This is a genomic window from Pseudomonas sp. DWP3-1-3b3 (genome assembly GCF_049896305.1).
Taxonomy (GTDB): Bacteria; Pseudomonadota; Gammaproteobacteria; order Pseudomonadales; family Pseudomonadaceae; genus Aquipseudomonas; species Aquipseudomonas azotoformans_A.
Genome location: NZ_JAFCUA010000002.1, coordinates 756327 through 770706, shown reverse-complemented (window position 1 = coordinate 770706; position 14380 = coordinate 756327). Strand labels below are relative to the sequence as shown.

Annotated in this window: 14 protein-coding genes; 12 read left to right on the top strand and 2 right to left on the bottom strand. The window is 59.4% G+C overall.

Annotated elements, in window-relative coordinates:
• Positions 1–189 precede the first annotated feature (189 nt).
• Both ACP7BX_RS09950 and ACP7BX_RS09945 read right to left on the bottom strand, forming a co-directional pair.
• Positions 190–1410, bottom strand: coding sequence for a CaiB/BaiF CoA transferase family protein (locus ACP7BX_RS09950; protein ID WP_426126846.1), 1221 nt, complete (start codon positions 1408–1410; stop codon positions 190–192).
• A 12-nt stretch (positions 1411–1422) separates the two neighbouring features.
• Positions 1423–2604 carry an acyl-CoA dehydrogenase gene (locus ACP7BX_RS09945; protein WP_003187423.1) on the bottom strand — a complete coding sequence of 394 codons (1182 nt, stop codon included), beginning with the start codon at positions 2602–2604 and terminating at the stop codon, positions 1423–1425.
• Between the two features lie 157 nt (positions 2605–2761).
• Here ACP7BX_RS09945 and ACP7BX_RS09940 point away from each other — a divergent pair, with 157 nt between their 5' ends.
• The 12 genes from ACP7BX_RS09940 to ACP7BX_RS09885 all read left to right on the top strand — a co-directional run bounded on the left by ACP7BX_RS09940 (position 2762) and on the right by ACP7BX_RS09885 (position 14375).
• Complete coding sequence (locus tag ACP7BX_RS09940) at positions 2762–3661, top strand: LysR family transcriptional regulator (RefSeq protein ID WP_269132440.1); 900 nt, start codon at positions 2762–2764, stop codon at positions 3659–3661.
• 452 nt (positions 3662–4113) lie between these two features.
• Positions 4114–5235: a Re/Si-specific NAD(P)(+) transhydrogenase subunit alpha gene (locus ACP7BX_RS09935; protein WP_314527383.1), complete on the top strand. Its 1122-nt coding sequence runs from the start codon at positions 4114–4116 to the stop codon at positions 5233–5235.
• 15 nt (positions 5236–5250) lie between these two features.
• On the top strand, positions 5251–5571 hold the full coding sequence (locus tag ACP7BX_RS09930) for an NAD(P) transhydrogenase subunit alpha (protein ID WP_426126849.1): 321 nt from the start codon (positions 5251–5253) through the stop codon (positions 5569–5571).
• Positions 5571–7007 carry an NAD(P)(+) transhydrogenase (Re/Si-specific) subunit beta gene (locus ACP7BX_RS09925; RefSeq protein WP_269132438.1) on the top strand — a complete coding sequence of 479 codons (1437 nt, stop codon included), beginning with the start codon at positions 5571–5573 and terminating at the stop codon, positions 7005–7007. The genes ACP7BX_RS09930 and ACP7BX_RS09925 overlap by 1 nt, the downstream gene beginning before the upstream one ends.
• Positions 7008–7186: 179 nt before the next feature.
• Entirely contained in the window at positions 7187–8680 is a 1494-nt protein-coding gene (locus ACP7BX_RS09920; RefSeq protein ID WP_033901531.1) for an acetyl-CoA hydrolase/transferase family protein, read from the top strand.
• Positions 8681–8998: 318 nt separating this feature from the next.
• Positions 8999–9214, top strand: coding sequence for a DUF1127 domain-containing protein (locus tag ACP7BX_RS09915; protein WP_010168694.1), 216 nt, complete (start codon positions 8999–9001; stop codon positions 9212–9214).
• A 263-nt stretch (positions 9215–9477) separates the two neighbouring features.
• Positions 9478–9663: a DUF1127 domain-containing protein gene (locus tag ACP7BX_RS09910; RefSeq protein WP_426126852.1), complete on the top strand. Its 186-nt coding sequence runs from the start codon at positions 9478–9480 to the stop codon at positions 9661–9663.
• A gap of 136 nt (positions 9664–9799) precedes the next feature.
• Positions 9800–10120 (top strand): DUF2388 domain-containing protein, encoded by a 321-nt coding sequence (locus tag ACP7BX_RS09905; RefSeq protein ID WP_028618671.1) that lies wholly within the window; start codon positions 9800–9802, stop codon positions 10118–10120.
• A gap of 80 nt (positions 10121–10200) precedes the next feature.
• A complete protein-coding gene (locus ACP7BX_RS09900) occupies positions 10201–10509 on the top strand; it encodes a DUF2388 domain-containing protein (protein WP_426126854.1) in 309 nt (102 codons plus the stop codon).
• Positions 10510–10547: 38 nt separating this feature from the next.
• A complete protein-coding gene (locus ACP7BX_RS09895; protein WP_012721546.1) occupies positions 10548–10868 on the top strand; it encodes a DUF2388 domain-containing protein in 321 nt (106 codons plus the stop codon).
• Positions 10865–12826 (top strand): DUF4105 domain-containing protein, encoded by a 1962-nt coding sequence (locus tag ACP7BX_RS09890; protein ID WP_426126856.1) that lies wholly within the window; start codon positions 10865–10867, stop codon positions 12824–12826. The genes ACP7BX_RS09895 and ACP7BX_RS09890 overlap by 4 nt, the downstream gene beginning before the upstream one ends.
• A 241-nt stretch (positions 12827–13067) precedes the next feature.
• On the top strand, positions 13068–14375 hold the full coding sequence (locus tag ACP7BX_RS09885) for a CitMHS family transporter (protein ID WP_016978810.1): 1308 nt from the start codon (positions 13068–13070) through the stop codon (positions 14373–14375).
• The last annotated feature ends 5 nt before the right edge of the window (positions 14376–14380 follow it).

The window sequence follows — 14380 nt, the reverse complement described above, 5'->3', positions numbered from 1 at the left end:
CTGTCGAAACTTACATAACTCATTGTTTACCAAGGAGTTTTCCGTTTCGACTGCGCCGGAAGTGGGGCGAATTATAGGCTTATGAAATCTGACGTCAACCCTTGATTTTGCTTTTCTATCAATTAGTTAGAATTGATTAAAAAACCACCACCAAACTTCCGTCAACACCTTCTATATAGAAGAAAGGATTCAGATAACACCCGCCGCCTTCAGAGCAACCACATTCGCCACACCCAATCCCAATACATCTTGAAGCACCTGAGCCGTATGCTGTCCCAGCAGCGGAGGTGCATTGCGATACTCCACCGGCGTCTTGGACAGCCTTATCGGACTGGCGACCTGAGGCACCATCCCCGCCAGCGCATGAGGCAATGCCATCTCCAACCCACGTGCCTTGACCTGAGGGTCGGCGAACACCTGCGCCAGGTCATTGATTGGCCCACAAGGCACACCGACCCGCTCCAGCTGCGACACCCACTCAGCCGTCGTCTTGAACACCGTCGCCTGACGAATCAAAGGAATCAGCTCCGCCCGATTCGCCACCCGCACCTTATTAGTAGCGAAACGCGGATCATCCGCCCACTGTGGCTGCCCAGCCACTTCGGCAAACTTACGAAATTGCCCGTCATTACCCACCGTCAGGATGAAGTCTCCGTCAGCGGTGGGAAAATCCTGATAAGGCACGATATTCGGATGCGCATTACCCAGCCGCTTCGGCGGTGCCCCTGTTGTCAGGTAATTCATCGCCTGGTTGGCCAGGCAGGCCACCTGCACATCCAGTAACGCCATATCGATGTGCTGCCCGCCACCGTCATGATCGCGATGAGCCAGTGCCGCCAGAATCGCCACCGTCGAGTAGAGCCCCGTAAGAATGTCAGTCAGCGCCACACCCACCTTGACCGGGCCAGCACCGTCATCCCCCTCGGGGCGCCCCGTCAGGCTCATAAGTCCGCCCAACCCCTGAATCATGAAGTCATAGCCTGCCCGCGCCGCATAGGGCCCGGTCTGACCAAAGCCCGTGATCGAGCAGTAGATCAGCTCGGGGTTGATCTCCTTGAGCGACTCATAGTCCAACCCATACGCCGCAAGCCCGCCCACCTTGAAGTTTTCAATGAGGATGTCCGACTTGGCCGCCAGCTCACGCACCAGCGCCTGCCCCTCCGGCCGCGTGAAGTCGATTGTCACCGATTGCTTGTTGCGATTGGCCGACAGGTAGTACGCCGCCTCACTGGTGTTCTCGCCGTAGGCATCCTTAAGGAAGGGCGGCCCCCAGGCGCGCGTATCGTCGCCACTGCCCGGTCGCTCGACCTTGATCACTTCAGCCCCAAGGTCCGCAAGGATCTGCCCGGACCAAGGGCCCGCCAGTACTCGCGATAGATCCAGTACACGTAGATGCGAAAGCGCGCCCATGCCGTGCTCCTATTAATAGAACGCCTGAAGACCGGTTTGCGCGCGCCCGAGGATCAGGGCATGCACATCATGAGTACCTTCATAGGTATTCACGACCTCCAGGTTGACCAGGTGACGCGCCACCCCGAACTCATCGGAAATGCCGTTGCCACCGAGCATGTCGCGCGCCATACGCGCGATATCCAGGGATTTGCCGCAGGAGTTGCGCTTCATGATCGAAGTGATTTCAACCGCCGCAGTGCCTTCATCCTTCATACGCCCCAGACGCAGGCAGCCTTGCAAGGCCAGCGTGATCTCGGTCTGCATGTCGGCCAGCTTCTTCTGGATCAGTTGGGTCGCCGCCAATGGACGGCCGAACTGCTGGCGATCCAGTGTGTACTGGCGAGCGGTATGCCAGCAGAACTCAGCAGCACCCAACGCGCCCCAGGAAATGCCATAACGTGCAGAGTTAAGACAGGTGAAAGGCCCCTTCAGACCACGCACGTCCGGGAAGATGTTCTCTTCCGGCACAAATACGTTATCCATGACGATTTCACCGGTGATGGAGGCGCGCAGTCCAACCTTGCCGTGAATCGCCGGTGCGCTCAGACCTTTCCAGCCTTTCTCCAGGACAAACCCACGGATATCGCCAGCATCGTCCTTGCCCCACACCACAAACACATCCGCGATCGGGCTATTGGTGATCCACATCTTCGCGCCCGTCAGGCTGTAACCGCCGTCCACTTTTCGAGCCCGGGTAATCATCGCACCTGGATCAGACCCATGATTGGGCTCGGTCAGGCCGAAACAGCCGATCCACTCCCCAGACGCCAACTTCGGCAGGTACTTCTGTTTCTGCGCCTCGGTGCCAAACTCATTGATCGGCACCATCACCAGTGACGACTGCACACTCATCATCGAGCGATAACCGGAATCGACACGCTCCACTTCGCGGGCAATCAACCCATAACTGACATAATTCAAGCCGCTGCCGCCGTACTGCTCGGGAATCATCGCACCGAGCAAACCGGTCTCGCCCATCTCGCGGAAAATCGCAGGGTCAGTCTTTTCATGGCGGAAGGCTTCAAGCACACGCGGCGCCAGCTTGTCCTGGGCGAACTGCTCAGCACTGTCGCGCACCATGCGCTCTTCTTCGGTGAGCTGTTGATCCAGCAGCAGTGGATCGATCCAGTTGAAGCTTGCCTTGCCAGCCATGAATAAGTCCTCGCGGAAAGAAACGGAAGTCGTGGAACCAGCCTAGGCCCGACAGGCGAGGAGGGCAAACGAGGTTTCCGCATAGGGTTGTGCTAATTTCTCACTTCGAAACCGACGAAAAGCGCGCATATGCGCTTTACATGTGAGGACACGGTATATGCGCAGGAAAATTCCCAGTACCACCGCCCTTGTCAGTTTTGAAGCCGCGGCCCGCCACGAGAGCTTTACCAAGGCCGCGCACGAGCTTTCGATCACGCAAGGCGCCATCTGTCGACAGATCGCAAGCCTTGAAGAGTTTTTGAGTGTCGAGCTGTTTCGCCGCTCACGGCGCGGGGTAAAGCTGACGGAAGCAGGGCTGTCTTACAGCCGTCGCGTTGCCACACAGTTGGACGCAGTGGAGCGCGATACGCTTTCCGTCATGGGTCAGCAGGGCGCTAACACTATCGAGCTGGCCGTTGTCCCCACGTTCGGAACTCAATGGTTGATCCCGCGCCTCAAGGATTTTCAACACCAGCACCCCGAAGTCACGGTCAATCTGACGAACAGAACACGGCCCTTCCTATTTGCCGACACCGAATTCGACGCCGCCATCTACTTCGGCGATGCCGACTGGTCCGGCACGGAATCGCACCGCTTGATGGGAGAGAACCCCGTCCCCGTGTGCAGCCCTCGACTGCTGGGTAGCAGCACGCAATTCAGCCCTCAGGAAATCGCAGAACTGCCCCTCCTACAGCAAACAACGAGACCCTACGCGTGGCGCCAGTGGTTCAACGCGCAGCAGTTGAGCGTACCCCGCGACATGACAGGCCCCCGTTACGAGCTATTCTCGATGTTGTCCCAAGCCGCCATGCATGACATGGGGATCGCGCTGATCCCGCCGTTCCTTATCCAACGCGAATTGGAGGAGGGCCAACTGATGATTGCGAGCCCCGAGGCGCTGAGCAGCTCGAAGGCTTATTACTTGATGATTCCTGACAGAAAGGTCGAATCAGCCTCGATGCACGCATTCAGGGATTGGCTTATCGAACAATCACAACGCTACAGCCCTGGTATTTAAAGGTCGCAACCGCATTACTGACTTTGTAGTCAGTAAATTTTGAATCCTACAGATATACGTATATGTCGCATTTCAACAGACTGTATCTGTCACGCAAAAATAGGGCTCAAAGCCATGACCCATATGGCTTGTAGCGACTAATACAAGCCAATGACCGACTATTCACATCAAAGATGTCAAAAAGCTACAAAAACGCCTACAGGCCTTTAAGCCAATGTATTTGAAGAGATTATTTCAATGTGTTGCGACAATCAGTCACAGGGTGACTTGTAGTTAATTTTTCGTCACCCGTCATAATCCCTTGATGGCCGTAAAGTTCGCCTGCAAAATGCCGCGCCCCGCTGTCATTTCAGCGGGATCGTGCTGATCGGCCGCCCCAGTTGCGCCACTCGCGGTGCACTGGCCTTTTTACAAAAAGATCAAAAGCAAAAAGATCATGCAGGAGATTTGACGTGCACATTGGTGTTCCTCTCGAAACCCAGACCGGTGAAACGCGGGTGGCTGCCACCCCGGAAACCATCAAGAAACTGATCGGCCAGGGCCATAAGGTCACTGTACAAAGCGGCGCCGGCATTAAAGCCAGCATCACGGACAGTGCCTATGAAACGGCAGGCGCAACCATTGGCAGTGCCAACGAGGCGTTTGGCGCCGAGCTGATTCTCAAGGTGGTGGCCCCCAGCGACAGCGAACTCACGCTGATCAAAAGCGGCACCGTATTGGTGGGCATGCTCAACCCGTTCAGCAACGAAACCATCGCCAAGCTCGCCGAGCGCGGCATCACCGCCTTCGCCCTTGAAGCTGCGCCGCGCACCTCGCGCGCTCAAAGCCTCGACGTGCTGTCGTCCCAGGCCAACATCGCCGGCTATAAAGCCGTGCTGCTCGCCGCTCATCACTACCCGCGCTTCATGCCGATGCTGATGACCGCTGCCGGTACCGTCAAAGCTGCGCGCGTACTGATCCTCGGTGCGGGGGTTGCAGGCTTGCAAGCCATCGCCACGGCGAAACGTCTGGGTGCGGTGATCGAAGCGTCTGACGTCCGTCCGGCGGTGAAAGAGCAGATCGAGTCCCTCGGCGCCAAGTTCGTCGACGTGCCCTACGAGACCGACGAAGAACGCGAATGCGCCGTCGGCGTTGGTGGCTACGCCCGTCCGATGCCAACCAGCTGGATGCAGCGCCAGGCCCTGGCGGTGCACGAACGCGCCAAGCAGGCCGACATCGTCATCACCACCGCCCTGATTCCAGGCCGCAAAGCGCCGACCCTGCTCAGCGCCGAAACCGTCGCACAGATGAAGCCCGGCTCCGTGGTCATCGACCTCGCCGCCGCCCAAGGTGGCAACTGCCCGTTGACCGTCGCCGACCAGGTTGTAGTGGAAAACGGCGTGATCATCTGCGGCCCGACCAACCTGGCCGGCGCTGTCGCCGCCGATGCGTCAGCTTTGTACGCGCGCAACCTGCTGGACTTCCTGAAGCTGGTCTTCACCCAGGAAGGGCAGTTTGAAATCAACCTCGAAGACGACATCGTCGCCGCGTGCCTGATGTGCCGCGACGGCCAAGTCATCCGCAAAAACGCCTAAGCAGGGATTCAGACGATGGAAGAGCTTATCTCCCCCGGTATCTACAACCTGATCATCTTTGTGCTGGCGATTTATGTCGGTTACCACGTGGTCTGGAACGTGACCCCCGCGCTGCACACGCCGTTGATGGCGGTGACCAACGCCATTTCCGCGATTGTGATCGTCGGCGCCATGCTGGCCGCCGCCCTCACCGTGACCCCGTTGGGCAAGACCATGGGCACCCTGGCCGTGGCGTTGGCGGCAGTGAACGTGTTCGGTGGCTTCCTGGTTACCCGCAGGATGCTTGAGATGTTCAAGAAGAAAGCCCCGAAAGCAAAAGAAGAGGCGCCGGAGTAATGAGCATGAATCTGGTAACGACGCTCTACCTGATCGCGTCAATCTGCTTCATCCAGGCCCTCAAAGGCCTGTCGCACCCAACCACGTCGCGACGCGGCAACCTGTTCGGCATGCTCGGCATGGCGCTGGCGGTGCTCACCACCGTGGGCCTCATTTATAAGCTGGGTGCTGAGCTGGCCACAGCGGGTATCGGCTACGTGATCGTCGGCCTGCTGATCGGCGGCACCGCCGGTTCGATCATGGCCAAGCGCGTTGAAATGACCAAGATGCCGGAGCTGGTGGCGTTCATGCACAGCATGATCGGCCTGGCAGCGGTGTTTATCGCCATTGCTGCGGTGGTCGAGCCGCAATCCCTGGGCATCGTCAAACATCTGGGCGACGCAATCCCTGCCGGTAACCGCCTGGAGCTGTTCCTCGGCGCGGCCATTGGTGCAATTACCTTCTCCGGTTCGGTGATCGCGTTCGGCAAGCTGTCGGGCAAGTACAAGTTCCGCCTGTTCCAGGGCGCACCGGTACAGTTTGGCGGCCAGCATAAATTGAACCTGGTGCTCGGCCTGCTGACGCTTGGCCTGGGCCTGGCGTTCATGTTCACCGGCAACCTCACCGCCTTCGCGCTGATGCTGGCCCTGGCGTTCGTGCTGGGCGTGCTGATCATCATACCGATTGGCGGCGCCGACATGCCTGTGGTCGTGTCGATGCTCAACAGCTACTCCGGCTGGGCAGCGGCGGGTATCGGTTTCTCGCTGAACAACTCGATGCTGATCATCGCCGGCTCTCTGGTGGGCTCCAGCGGCGCGATCCTGTCGTACATCATGTGCAAGGCGATGAACCGTTCCTTCTTTAATGTACTGCTCGGCGGTTTCGGCAATGCACCGGATGCGGGTGCCGCAGCCGGCTCCAAAGAAGCGCGCCCGGTCAAGTCCGGCTCGGCCGACGATGCGACCTTCCTGCTGACCAACGCCGACACCGTGATCATCGTTCCGGGCTACGGCCTGGCCGTGGCACGCGCACAGCATGCGCTCAAGGAACTGACCGAGAAGCTGACCCACCACGGCGTCACCGTGAAATACGCGATCCACCCGGTGGCGGGCCGTATGCCTGGCCACATGAACGTGCTGCTCGCCGAGGCCGAAGTGCCTTACGACCAGGTGTTCGAGATGGAAGACATCAACTCCGAGTTCGGCCAGGCCGACGTGGTGCTGGTGTTGGGCGCGAACGACGTGGTCAACCCGGCCGCCAAGAACGATCCGAACTCACCGATCGCCGGCATGCCGATTCTCGAAGCCTTCAAGGCCAAGACCATCATCGTCAACAAACGCTCAATGGCCAGCGGCTACGCCGGTCTGGATAACGAACTGTTCTACCTGGACAAGACCATGATGGTCTTTGGTGATGCCAAGAAGGTCATCGAAGACATGGTCAAAGCCGTCGAGTAACACTGCTTCAGCGCAATACTCGAAACCCCGGCCTCCAGTAGGCTGGGGTTTTTTATTACCGCATGAAACCCGACCAAAGGCTCTAAATCGCTGCCTGGCATTCGACCATGGTAGCGGGCCGAATTTTTCTGAAATCACTAAACTGCGCACCTTGCTTCCGTAGCCTGAGATAACAATCCATGTACCGTGATCGTATCCGCTTGCCTTCGTTGTTGAACAAGGTCATGAGCGCGGCAGACGCCGCCGCACTGATCGAGGACGGCATGACCGTCGGCATGAGCGGCTTCACCCGTGCCGGTGAAGCCAAGGCCGTCCCCCACGCCCTGGCCGAACGCGCCAAGACCTCGCCGCTGAAAATCACCCTGATGACCGGCGCCAGCCTGGGCAATGACCTGGACAAGCAACTGACCGAAGCGGGCGTGCTGTCGCGACGCATGCCATTCCAGGTCGACAGCACCTTGCGCAAGGCGATCAACGCCGGCGAAGTGATGTTTATCGACCAGCACCTGTCGGAAACCGTCGAGCAACTGCGCAACAACCAGCTCAAGTTGCCGGACATTGCCGTAATTGAAGCGGTCGCGATCACTGAGCAAGGCCACATTGTGCCGACAACCTCTGTGGGCAACTCGGCCAGCTTTGCGATTTTCGCCAAGCAGGTGATCGTAGAGATCAACCTGGCGCACAACCCTAACCTGGAAGGGTTACACGACATCTATATCCCAACGTACCGGCCAACCCGTACGCCAATTCCATTGGTGAAGGTCGATGACCGGATTGGCAGCACTGCGATTCCGATCCCACCGGAAAAGATCGCCGCCATCGTTATCACCCACCAGGCCGATTCCGCCTCGACCGTGACGCCGCCCGACAGCGACACTCAAGGCATTGCCAATCACCTGATCAACTTCCTCAAGCAGGAAGTCGATGCCGGCCGCATGACCAACAAACTCGGGCCGTTACAGGCCGGCATCGGCAATATCGCCAACGCGGTGATGTGTGGCCTGATCGAATCGCCGTTCGAAGACCTGACCATGTATTCGGAAGTGTTGCAGGATTCGACCTTCGACCTGATCGACGCGGGCAAGCTGAGCTTTGCGTCGGGTAGCTCGATCACCCTGTCGGAGCGTCGCAATGCCGACGTGTTCGGCAACCTGGAGAAGTACAAGGACAAACTGGTGCTGCGCCCGCAAGAGATCTCTAACCACCCAGAAGTGGTGCGGCGCCTGGGCATCATCGGTATCAACACCGCGCTGGAGTTCGACATCTACGGCAACGTCAACTCCACCCATGTCTGTGGCACACGGATGATGAACGGTATTGGCGGCTCCGGGGATTTTGCGCGCAATGCGCACCTGGCAATCTTTGTTACCAAATCCATTGCCAAGGGCGGGGCGATTTCCAGTGTGGTGCCGATGGTCAGCCATGTAGACCACACCGAGCATGACGTCGACATCCTGGTCACCGAGGTTGGGCTTGCAGACCTGCGTGGCCTGGCGCCACGGGAACGGGCGCGGGTGATCATCGACAACTGTGTGCACCCCGCCTACCGCGACGCCCTGAACAGTTACTTCAACGCTGCCTGCGCCATCGGCGGGCACACGCCGCACATCCTGCGTGATGCACTGAGCTGGCACATCAACCTGGAAGAATCCGGGCATATGCTCAAGGCGTAATTGATACAGATCCGGGCTGATGCAAACACAGTTTCATCAGCTCGACATCTCCGCCAGCATTTCTTGAAAAAACTGTACTGCTGTACCGGTCATTTCCTACCGAAATATCCCACAGACCACTTCAAAAATGCCTATTTCGCACCACTTTAGTGCGGACAAGTACAGTTGCCCCATTTCCGTACAGTACAGCCCCTATAAACAGTTAACTGGCCCCTCACAATACAGGTGAACTGTATCTAGAGAGTCTTGCGCCGGAAGAGGATCATTGGCATCAGTTAAACCACTACCTAATCCCGCCACAAGCGGAAGGATGTCATCATGGAACGTACACTCAGTTCCGATCTGTTCTTCGAAGAAAAAGCTGTAAACACCCAGGCCTCCCTGCCTCTGCGCGTTATCGCCAACCTGATGTTGTGGCAGCGCCGCATCTCCAGCCGCCACCAACTGGCTCGCCTGGACTCGCGTCTGCTGGCTGACGCAGGCATCAGCGAAGCTCAACGCTACGAAGAGCTGAGCAAGCCGTTCTGGCGCTGATTTAGCGCTCGCTGGCCCTGACCTACCGGGTCCACCGCCAGCACCCTGATTTGTCAAAGCAAAGCCCGCCACGGGAAACCGGAGGCGGGCTTTGTTGTTTTCGGGGTTTGGGTTTTCAACCGGAAAACAGTGGCATGATTCGAAGACAGGTACAGTTTAAAAAATACAACAGTTAAGCAGTACAATTTAACATCGGTGTATCTGTATCGGTCACACCCCCTCGCTCAACATGGTGCTCCAAGACCCCAAGAAAGGTGATTGCCATGGAGACGCCGTCCCCCAGCTATAAACGGTTGTTACGCCAAGCGGCCTCGACCGTGGCCAAATGGCTGCGCCAGGCCTATGAACGACGCCAGCTGTCGCAGCTAGATAGCCGTGAACTGTCCGACCTGGGCATCAGCCCTGGCGACCGAATGAACGAGCTGTCCAAACCGTTCTGGCGTGACTAGGCAGTCAAGACGCTTCCCGAACGGATAAACGGCGGCTTAATATCCAGTCACCACGTGGCGAACCGCGCAGTACAGGCGTCTGATCCCCAATAGCTGCCCTGCGCCACCTTATCCGTTCATCTACAGGAGTCATCCCATGTCCCGTCTTCGCCTGCTGAGTGCCGCCGCGCTGTTGGCCCTGGCTGCCAACGCCAACGCGACCAGCTTCATCGTGACCACCGACTCCATCGTCGGCGCGCTAAAGGCCACCTCCGACGCCACTTCCGATGCCACCTCGTCCCTGCGCGACAACAAAGTCGTGCGCGCTGCCCGTGACGACGCCGCCAGCTTTGTTGCCAGCGAAGGCGCCATCCGTGGCGTGAAACTGGAAAGCGCCCTGGCCCAGATCCGCCAACAAGCGCCGCAGCTGAACACCGCAACTGACGCACAGCTGGCCCAGGCCATCCTGGCGATCTGAATGCAGGGCTGATGCCTGGGCGCTGGCTCTCGCCCGGGCATTACGCTAGCCTTGGCGCTCGTTTTCAGTTGTCGAGTCCCATGGCTTTTTCATACCGCCTGTTAATAGTTCCTGTATTGCTTTGCGCCGCCTGGTCGCCCTTGGCTTCGGCCTTCGACCTGACCACGCAGAGCACCGTCGCCAGTGCGTACGCCACCAGCAAGGTGACTTCCGCACCCTTCGACAGAAAAGTGATAATGGCCGCCCAGGATGACGCTGCCGCGTTTATCGCCACTGACGGCCAATGGCGGGGGGCACGGTTGGAGTCAGCGCTGGATTATCTGCGCCACAGGCAACCAAAACTTAACGCCAGCGACCTTGAACTGGCGCAAGCAATTCTCGTCCAATAATCATCTCTGTATTCCATCTTTGTATTTGGAGTTATTCCATGCGTAGCCCGCTGATTGCCGCCACCCTTGGCCTGCTGTTGTTGGCCGACGTTGCCCAGGCACACACCCTGGTGGCCACCAGTAACATCATTGTTCGCGCCTCTGGCCGCACCATTGATTTCACCTCGGACACCACCACTTCCATCCGCGACTCCAAAGTCGTACGCGAAGCCCACGATGACGCTGCCAGCTTCGTCGCTACCAACGGCGAGATCCGTGGCGCACACCTGGAAGCCGCCTTCGACACCCTGCGCACCCGTCTGCCGGAAGCCCGCGACGCCAGTGACCAGACCCTCGCCGAAGCTATCCTCGCACTGTGAGGCGAATGGCCGCCTGGCTCCTGGCCGGGGTTGTGCTGCTGTGTGCCAGCGCAGCCCAGGCCGGCCTGCAACTGCGGCTCAAGACCGAGGGCTTGAGCCCGGCTGAACAGCAGGCCAGCCAGGCGTTGCTCGACGAAGCGATGCGCGCCTTGCCGCCGCGCTTCATCGAGCAGTTGGACCGGCGTATTGATGTCGGCTGGACCGACAAGATGCCCGAGAACGCCTACGGGCAAGCCTCGCTGGTGTCCGAGCTGGACCTCAACCGCAACCTGCTTGCCAGCCTGACCGACGGCAGCGCCGCCACCCAGAAAACCAATCGCCCCCACGGCACCGTGCGCCGCGAAATGCTCGCCACCGTACTGCATGAACTGACGCACATTTATGACCGTGCACGTCTGTGGTCCAAAGCAGACCGCGCACTGATCAACCGCTGCAGCCGCCAGAACAGCATCACCGGCTTGATCGGCCTGCCGGATCAATGCCGCGGCCAGCATGACCGACGCTTTACCCTCAGCGATGACCCACGCCTGCTGGACCTTGCCGGCTGGCCGCAATACGTCGGCCGTCGTGGCGAGCGCGAACAAAACAACCATCAGGTCGCGCGCAGCCCGGACATCTACGAAACCACCAGCCCGTTGGAATTCGTCGCAGTCAACATGGAGTACTTCCTGCTTGACCCAAGCTACGCCTGTCGCCGCCCCTCGCTGTTCCGTTACTACAAAGAACACTTTGGCTGGGCGCCGCCGAATCAAGACACCTGCGCCAACACCTACGCATTCCTGAACGCCGGCAACGATTTCGCCAAGACGCCGCTGGGCCATGTCGACCCGGAGCGCGTCTACGAAATCGACTACCTGCTGGCCGAAGCCAACCAGAACCTGGTGAGCCGCTGGGGCCATAGCATGTTGCGCCTGGTGATCTGCGCGCCAGGTCGGCCGCGTGGGCCGGATTGTCGGCTGGACCTGGACCAGCACCTGGTGTTGTCCTACCGCGCATTCGTCGGTGACGTACAGCTGTCGAGCTGGGACGGCCTGGTCGGCAAATACCCGTCGCGCCTGTTTGTGCTGCCGCTGGCGCAAGTGATCGACGAGTACACCAAGACCGAGTTGCGCGGCCTGGCCTCCGTGCCGCTGAAACTGACCCGCCAGGAAATCAACGACACCGTCGAGCATGCCGCCGAAATGCACTGGAGCTACGACGGCAACTACTTCTTCATTTCCAACAACTGTGCAGTGGAGAGCCTGAAGCTGTTACGCAGCGGCAGCGCCAACCCGCAACTGACCGGTCTGGACAACATCACGCCTAACGGTTTGCTCGAAGTACTGAGCGCCCGAGGCCTGGCCGACACCAGCGTACTGGACGACAAACGCAGGGCATTGCGCCTCGGTTATCACTTCGACTCCTTCCGCGAACGCTACCAGGCGATGTTCGATGTGCTGCGCAAGCATTTGCCGATCAAACAGACCCAGGTCGAAGACTGGCTGTCTCTCAGCGCAGAGGAGCGCCGCCAGTGGTTCGGTCAGGCCGATCTGCGCACCAGCGCCGCATTGTTGTTGCTTGAGCAGGCGAGCTTTCGCAAGCAGTTGATGCTGGCCCAGGACGAAGTCAAGCAACGCTACCTCGGCGCCCGCGAGCTGAAAAACGGCGGCATGGAGAAAGCCAACGCCACGCTGCAACAGATCCTCGCCAACAGCGGCTTCCTCAGCCGCCCGGCAGAACTCTTGGGCAGCGGCGGCTATGGCCTGCCGCAACCTTCGGAAGCCAAGCGCCTGGAGTCGGAAAGCGCCGAGCGCCAGAAGCAGCTGCAATCACTGACTGGCGAGTTGGATAAAGAGGTGAGGGCGTTGCTGGATCCCTCGCGCTCCGCCGAGATTGCCGCCTGCGAAGCCAACCTCAAGCAGGTGGGCGAGCATTTGCGGGCCTTGCACAAGGCGGCGGGCGGCCTGGAACTGCCCTGAAACGCCGAACAACCCTTCATCACCCTTTCAGCCGGCGAAAGCTAGCTGAAAGCTTACCCGTCTAGGATCGCCCCCACTGCCGGCAACAGACCGGCTGTTAACAACAACAATGGTGATTCCCGATGTCCGCTCGTACCCGCCTGTTTGCCCCCACTCCACCCGTACGCCTCGTGCCTTTCGTTCTGCGCTGACCCCCACCCGGTTCGCCATTCCCTAGCCGCGCTACGCCTGGAGTATTCCTATGCTGACTTTCCTTGGCTTTGCCATGGTCATCACGTTCATGTTCCTGATCATGACCAAGCGCCTGTCCGCGCTGATCGCCTTGATCATCGTGCCGATCCTGTTCGCGCTGTTCGGCGGTTTCGCGCCGGAGATCGGCCCGATGATGCTTGCGGGCATCACCAAGCTCGCGCCGACCGGCGTGATGCTGATGTTCGCCATTCTCTACTTTGCCCTGATGATCGACTCCGGCCTGTTCGACCCGGCCGTGCGCAAGATCCTCAAGATGGTCAAGGGCGACCCGCTGAAAGTCTCGGTTGGCACCGCGGTGCTGGCCCTGGTCGTGTCCCTCGACGGTGACGGCGCCACCACCTACATGATCTGCGTGGCCGCCATGCTGCCGCTGTACCAGCGCATCGGCATGAGCCCGCGGATCATGGCCGGCCTGATCATCCTCGCTGGTGGCGTGATGAACATGACGCCTTGGGGCGGCCCGACCGCCCGCGCCGCGAGTGCGCTGCATGTGGACCCATCGGATATTTTCGTACCGATGATCCCGGCCATGGCCGCCGGCGTCGTCGCCATCCTGGTGATCGCCTACATGTACGGCCTGCGCGAACGTGCACGCCTGGGTGAATTGCACCTGCAAGGCGACGAGATCGACCACAGCGAAATCAGCGTGTCGCAATTCCCGGACGCCCGGCGTCCGAAGCTGATCTGGTTCAACGGCGCCCTGACCTTTGCCCTGATGTGCACACTGATTGCGGGCCTGTTGCCACTGCCGGTGCTGTTCATGGTGGCGTTCAGTATCGCGATGATCGTCAACTACCCATGCCTGCAGATGCAAAAAGACCGCGTCGCCGCCCACTCCGGCAGCGTATTGGCGGTGGTGGGGCTGATTTTCGCGGCCGGTATCTTCACTGGCATTCTGTCGGGCACCGGCATGGTCGATGCCATGTCCAAGAGCCTGCTGGCCGTCATTCCTGAGGCGCTGGGCCCGTACCTGGCGGTGATCACCGCGCTGGTGAGCATGCCGTTTACGTTCTTCATGTCCAACGATGCGTTCTACTACGGCGTACTACCAGTCCTCGCCGAAGCCGCCAGCCACTACGGCATCACTGCCGCAGAAATGGGCCGTGCGTCGATCGTCGGTCAACCGGTGCACTTGTTGAGCCCGCTGGTACCCTCGACCTACCTGCTGGTCGCTTTGGCCGGTATCGAGTTTGGCGATCACCAGCGCTTTACCCTCAAGTGGGCAGTACTGGTGTGCCTGTGCATAATGGTCGCCGCGTTGCTGATGGGGATTATTCCGCTGTTCAGCACTCTATAATCGTA